General features: G+C 39.2%; 5 protein-coding genes. All 5 read left to right on the top strand.

Going from position 1 to position 5,365, the window contains the following annotated elements; translation table 11 throughout:
• The first annotated feature begins 344 nt into the window (after window positions 1–344).
• The 5 genes from FN808_RS19165 (at window position 345) to FN808_RS18685 (ending at window position 4,972) form a co-directional block, all read left to right on the top strand.
• Window positions 345–521 (top strand): hypothetical protein, encoded by a 177-nt coding sequence (locus tag FN808_RS19165; protein WP_221930115.1) that lies wholly within the window; start codon window positions 345–347, stop codon window positions 519–521.
• Window positions 522–596: 75 nt separating this feature from the next.
• Window positions 597–1,079 (top strand): hypothetical protein, encoded by a 483-nt coding sequence (locus FN808_RS18670; protein ID WP_142716137.1) that lies wholly within the window; start codon window positions 597–599, stop codon window positions 1,077–1,079.
• Window positions 1,080–1,091: 12 nt separating this feature from the next.
• Window positions 1,092–1,580 carry a helix-turn-helix domain-containing protein gene (locus FN808_RS18675; RefSeq protein WP_142716138.1) on the top strand — a complete coding sequence of 163 codons (489 nt, stop codon included), beginning with the start codon at window positions 1,092–1,094 and terminating at the stop codon, window positions 1,578–1,580.
• Window positions 1,581–1,585: 5 nt separating this feature from the next.
• On the top strand, window positions 1,586–2,026 hold the full coding sequence (locus FN808_RS18680; RefSeq protein ID WP_142716139.1) for a hypothetical protein: 441 nt from the start codon (window positions 1,586–1,588) through the stop codon (window positions 2,024–2,026).
• 33 nt (window positions 2,027–2,059) lie between these two features.
• The gene (locus FN808_RS18685) at window positions 2,060–4,972 is read left to right on the top strand and encodes a restriction endonuclease (protein ID WP_142716140.1); all 2,913 of its coding nucleotides are present in this window, start codon (window positions 2,060–2,062) and stop codon (window positions 4,970–4,972) included.
• The last annotated feature ends 393 nt before the right edge of the window (window positions 4,973–5,365 follow it).

Below are 5,365 nucleotides of genomic sequence, written 5' to 3' on the forward strand. Positions count from 1 at the left end.
GCAGCTAGCCATTCGATTTGGAGATCGGCTGCCACTGGACTTAACCCGTAACCCTGAAAAATAAACAAACCGGACAGAGTTTAGTTTACACACCCTCTCATTTAGGCTTCAAGGTTTTTAAACTTGATCGTTCAAACTTTAAAGTCTGGGATTCTCCGGAAGTTGATATTGGCCCAGATGATTTAGAAGAACAACTAGATGTTTTTGCTGATCATATTACGCCTGAAGCTGAACAAGAAAGTATTTTATATGAGCTTATTCTTAAATCTGGCTATCCGCTAACTACTTCTATTGAAGAAAAAGAGGTAGACGGTAAAACGATTTATAGTATTCAGGATGATGCCTTGCTTATTTTCCTGGATGAAGGACTTACCTTTGAAATGCTGGATCAGATGGCTGAAATGGAGCCCAATCGGGTAGTTTGCCTGGATAAAAGTTTCAATGGTGAACAGGCTGATGCCCTGAAAACCAATGCCGTACAACTCTTTAAATCGCAGGATATAGCCTTCAGAACGGTATAAAATTGTTTTGGGAACTTTATAGGAAATAACTACATTTAAGAACTGTCACAATCGTGACGAAAAATAATATTATAAGTGAATCGTTCATTTAAGTTAGTTGAATTTTTCAGTGACCGAAAGGCAACATTTTATACCGTCTTATTTGACGGAGAAGAATTAACTGAAGGAGATAAATTTTTAAATAATGAACAGATTACACAAAATCGGGCCTTTGCAGATCTCAAGCACTACTTTTTTAACATGCTCGAAAAATATGGAGCACAGCAACAGTTTTTTAAGCATGAGGGCCGACAACATGATATGGTGAGAGCCTATTATGTACGGCGTGGTAATCTCCGGTGGTACTGCGTGTACTGGAGTCGAGAAATGGTCATCTTTGGTAATGGTGGCGTAAAGAGGGTAGCTAAAACCCAGGATGATGAACATCTAAAAGAATCAGAATATGCCATGCGTTGGGTTAATCAATGCATCGAAAAAGCTTTAGAAGAAGGTCGTTTTAGTGTGGATTATGACGGAAAGATTACCGGCATAACTACTTTTAACGCAGAAGAATTTTAAAGGAGGTAAACAATGGATAAGCAAAAAACACAACAAATTCGCGAAGAGTTTAAACAACTCGAATCTCCCAATGCGCGACTGATCGATAAGCAAATGGAGATTTCGTCACAGATTAGCCGCTATTTACAACAGCAGGGGCTAACACAGAAGGAATTAGCCCAAAAAGCGGATATGGGTGAATCTCAGCTTTCTGAGATTATGCGGGGAGAAGGAAATCCGACCTTAAAAACATTGGTTAAGCTTGAAGAAGCACTTGGTCAAGATATTATTGTAGCTCCATCTTTCCATGAAGAACAGATGACTCGGAAAGGGTTTGCAAGTGTTTTGCCAAAGGATAGAGCGTTTATACAGTCAAAAGAAAGAGAAGAAACAGTTGTTGTCAGAGTAGGAAATAAATGGGAGCTAAAAAGAGAGCTTACTAAAGCTTATTCAGAAGAGGTAGAATATGTCCCAGGGGAATTTTCAGAAGAGGATAATAATGTAACTGCATTAGTTAGTTAGAAACTATGAGCAAAGATAAAAAAAGTGAGCAAATAAGTTTCGGAATTCGAAGCTTTGAAGTTTTGTCCTATTTCTTTGAAAAGCCTGAAAAGAAAATCCGTAAAGATCGAATTGGGTACAATATCCAGTTTAAAACGGGCGGAGATCCTAAGAAAGAACACTTCTGGATTGATATTAAAGCGACAGGACAGTATGGTAAGCAGGATCCACTTATTTTAGGAGAGATTCTGACCCGATCCATTTTTTATTTACACGATTCAGAAAGTCTTTTTAATGATAATGGCACTATTTCCTTACCTGATCAACTGATAACAACACTATTGAGTATTGCTTACTCAACGACACGAGGTGCTTTTGCAACAAAAGCAGAGGGTAATATATTGGCTGAAGCAATCATGCCTCTTGTGGATCCTAAACAATTACTTGAATCCAGTAAAACTGAATAGCATAGATACTTTTTCTTAAATTCTTGTTTTTATATGAAGCTTAAGTTCGATCCCAATCTTGAATACCAGCAAAAAGCCATTCAATCGATTGTTGATATTTTTGATGGACAGCCATTGGGGCAGAGCGAATATGAAGTGAGCCTGAATAATCAAGTTGGGTTTATTGAGCAGAATGAGCTGGGAATTGGCAATAATTTGCTTATCTCAGATGAACAGTTGCTGGAGAACGTTCAGAATATTCAGGAACGAAATAAAATTCATCCGGTTCCTGAATTGCAGGGACAGGAATTCTTAGAGGGGATGAATTTTACCATTGAGATGGAGACCGGAACCGGTAAGACGTACGTCTATCTGCGGACAATTTTTGAACTCAATCAAAAATATGGATTCAAAAAGTTTATTATTGTAGTTCCAAGTGTAGCCATCCGGGAAGGGACGATCAAGAGCCTGGATATTATGAAAGAGCATTTTGCTACCCTCTACAATAATCCCGCTGGTAACCACTTCATGTATGATTCATCCCGGATAAACCAGTTACGGCAATTTGCAAGTAGTAATGAGTTACAGATTATGGTCATTAACATTGATTCCTTTAACAAGGATACCAATGTTATGTTTAAAGAAATGGATCGGCTAAATGGCCGCCAACCTATTGAGTTTATTCAGAATACCAACCCAATGGTCATTATGGATGAACCTCAAAATATGGAGCAGGAAGCTTCCAAAAATGCCATTAGTAGTCTGAATCCGCTTTGTACATTTCGGTATTCGGCAACCCACCGAAATAGGTACAATCTGATGTATAAGTTAGATCCAATTCAAGCTTATGAATTGGGGCTTGTTAAAAAAATTGAAGTAGCTTCGGTAATAGCAGAGGATAGTTATCACGCAGCTTATATCAAGGTGCGCAATATTAAGAACCAAAATGGTACGCTAAAAGCCTATTTATCCATTCATAAAGATACCGAAGATGGTCCTAAAGAAGGGAATACAACGGTTACTCATGGGGACGATATCTTTGATAAATCCAATCAGCGTACCGCATATCAGGATGGATATAAAGTAGCTGAAATAAATATCCGAGAAGGTGGTGAATTTGTTGAATTCAGCAATGGTAAACGTTTTGGCATAGGAGATTCCCAGGGCGGGTTAACCGATGAGGTGATGCGTTATCAGATCCGAACAACCATTGAAGAGCATCTTGAAAAAGAGAAGCGAATTAAAGGGAAAGGGCTTAAAGTTTTATCTCTTTTCTTTATTGACAGCGTGGCCAATTACCGCGACTATGATGAGGATGGAATAGCTCATCCGGGGAAAATACAGCGCTGGTTTGAAGAAGAGTATAAGAAGCTGGCAGAACAACCGTATTATGAGGATGTGATCCCTTATCCCGTAGAGCAAATTCACGATGGGTATTTTGCTCAGGACAAAGACGGCCGTATTAAAGACTCTTGGGAAAATCGGTCTGTTAGCGCTGATGAAGATGCTTATAATCTAATTATGAAGGATAAAGAACGGCTGTTATCGCTGGATGAGCCCCTTCGATTTATCTTTAGCCACTCAGCTCTCCGGGAAGGGTGGGATAACCCCAATGTATTCCAAATTTGTACGCTCAATGAATCAAAATCTGAAATTAAAAAACGTCAGGAAATTGGCAGGGGATTACGTATCCCAGTCAACCAAGAGGGGGAACGTGTTTTTGATGATCGGATTAACCGGGTAACTATTGTGGCCAATGAGAGCTATGATGATTTTGCAAAGCAACTTCAGAATGAGTATGAGGAAGATGCTGGCATAACATTTGGCATGGTCCCTAAGTCCGAATTTATAGGCTTATCTCGTACTAAAGATGAGGAAATACTTAAACTTGGGGCCGAAGAGTCAGAAAAAATATGGAAGCAACTGCAGGACAAAGGATTTTTATCTGAAGAAGGAGCAATCTTATCTAAATTTAGCCCGGAGAAAGAAGATTTTTCGCTGGAACTGGAGGAAGAGTATGGGGAATTTGAGGCAGAAATCATTGATGCTATTCATAAATACGACTTTAATAACCAGGTTAAAAAGAAACGCGACCGCCGAGAACTGAAGCTGAATAAGCAGGTTTATTTAGGTGATGACTTTCGCCAGCTCTGGGATAAAATCAATCAGAAAACCAGGTATCGGGTTTCCTATGATTCCCAGCAACTTATCGATGAGGCGGTAAAAGAGGTTAAAAAACTGCCAAAGATTGAGAAAGTAAAAATCCATACTTACAAGACCGAGCAAGATATTACGCACTCAGGCATTGAATCGACAATCGTAGGTCAACGTATGGATGAAGTAGAGACAGCCCGTTATTTACCCGATATCATTGCTTATTTGCAACGTCAGACTGAACTAACCCGGTCAACATTAGTTCAAATTCTTAAGAGAAGTGGAAGATTGGCTGAGTTTAGGAATAATCCACAAAAATTCATGGATGATGTCGCTTCCAGTATCAATGCAACGCTTAAGGATATGATGCTTGATGGGGTAAAGTATGAGCAAATTGAGGGACAAATATATGAGATGCACCTCTTCGAAGAAGAGGAATTAATCAGCTACTTGGATAACTTGGTGAAGGTAGATGAAGAGAAGTCTATTTATGACTATGTGGAAATTGATTCTCAGGTAGAGCGACGATTTGCTGAGCAGCTGAATGACCGGAAAGACATTAAGCTCTTTGTTAAACTGCCCCGAAAATTTAAGGTCGATACACCAATTGGAAAATATAATCCGGACTGGGCGATTGTTAAGAAGGGGATGTACGGTGAGCAAGAGAAGGTCTACTTAGTTAAGGAAACCAAGGGATCTAAAGATAAAAGCCAGCTGCGACCTTCGGAGTGGGCTAAAATCCAGTTTGGTAAAAAGCACTTCAAAGAAATTGGCGTTGATTACGATTGGGTATCGAGTGCAAGCGAGGTATGACTGGACAAGTAAAATAAAATAATATGAATTCGGGCTTTTGCTCCATAATATAGGTTTAAGCAGTAAGAATAGCGTTTTTGATTAGTTTACTTTCGGAAATAAAAAGACCAAAAGTGCTAAATTAATTAAAAATGGACAGGTATTTAAAAATAAATGTACTACAGAAATTGAGTAAACCAAAACCGGGCAGAATTTGGGGCGGGTTATACGCACCTATACTTATGTGTAATAGCCACGACTTGATCTGACAGTCAGCCGTTAGAAGTTGGTTTTAGTTGTCAGGTTGATCTCATCTGAGTTTGGCTCTTCCGGAGCTGGTTGTTCATCGGTTAATCCAATATCAGATTCAGCCGATTGCATAACGTCTTTGGCGACCTGATTGTTGTTTTGCCA

This window comes from Fodinibius sediminis (assembly GCF_900182555.1).
Lineage (GTDB): Bacteria > Bacteroidota > Rhodothermia > Balneolales > Balneolaceae > Fodinibius > Fodinibius sediminis.